The 778-nt window shown below is 27.6% G+C and carries 1 protein-coding gene; it reads right to left on the reverse strand.

The genetic code is table 11. From position 1 onward, the window contains the following. Nucleotides 1-59: 59 nt before the first annotated feature. On the reverse strand, nucleotides 60-254 hold the full coding sequence (locus KPC_RS20100) for a hypothetical protein (RefSeq protein ID WP_121976037.1): 195 nt from the start codon (nucleotides 252-254) through the stop codon (nucleotides 60-62). Nucleotides 255-778 lie beyond the last annotated feature (524 nt).

Here is a 778-nt window from a genome sequence, read left to right on the forward strand (position 1 = left end):
TAATAAATATATAAAAAGGCTCGCAAATGATATTGCGAGCCTTTTTCAGTCTTTAAATGTTATTTAGAGGGTGGATTACTTTGATCTGACTTAGCATCTTTACCTTGATTATCAGTTTTTGGGTTTGGTGTTGCTTCATTTGGTGTAGGGTTTTGAGAGCTTTTAGGAAGTACTTTCTCAACAGTTTTTTCATTTGCTTGCGCATTTAATGAATCATTATTCGCTTTTGTTGAAAAATCTTTAAAATCTGACATTTTAATCTTCTTCACTATTTTTTATTGCTAGTCTTTTTTGCATCACTTAGACTAACTGGGTGTTGTTTTATATATTCATTAGCTAGAGCAGTTAATTCAGGATTGCTTTGAATAGAAGAAGTTGTGTAAGCCTGAAATAAACATATTGATAAAAACTGTAGGTATAAGTTTATGTATTTTCGTAATCATTTCCATTTATATGAGTGTTTTTTGTTTAGGCTTGCTTAGAATATTTGGTTGAAAAATATACTGTGTTAGGTTTTTTTTCTATTTGGTTAAAAATGTTTCATAATACTTAGTATTAGAGGTATTGATTCGATTGCAAAATTAGAGTCTTTTTTCTATATAATGGTTGCATTAATTAGTGATTTTTCTTTGAGACCAAAATTATTAAACCCTATCAAAAGGTGGACTTTTTTACTGAGGATTATTTATAAAATTTTAAGCAATTGATTAAAAGAGATTTTAATGAGAAAAATAGTATTTTTTTTAATGTTTATTCCGACTTTTGCATTAGCTGATTT

Origin of the sequence: Acinetobacter stercoris (assembly GCF_900323515.1) — a bacterium.
GTDB classification, from domain to species: Bacteria; Pseudomonadota; Gammaproteobacteria; order Pseudomonadales; family Moraxellaceae; genus Acinetobacter; species Acinetobacter stercoris.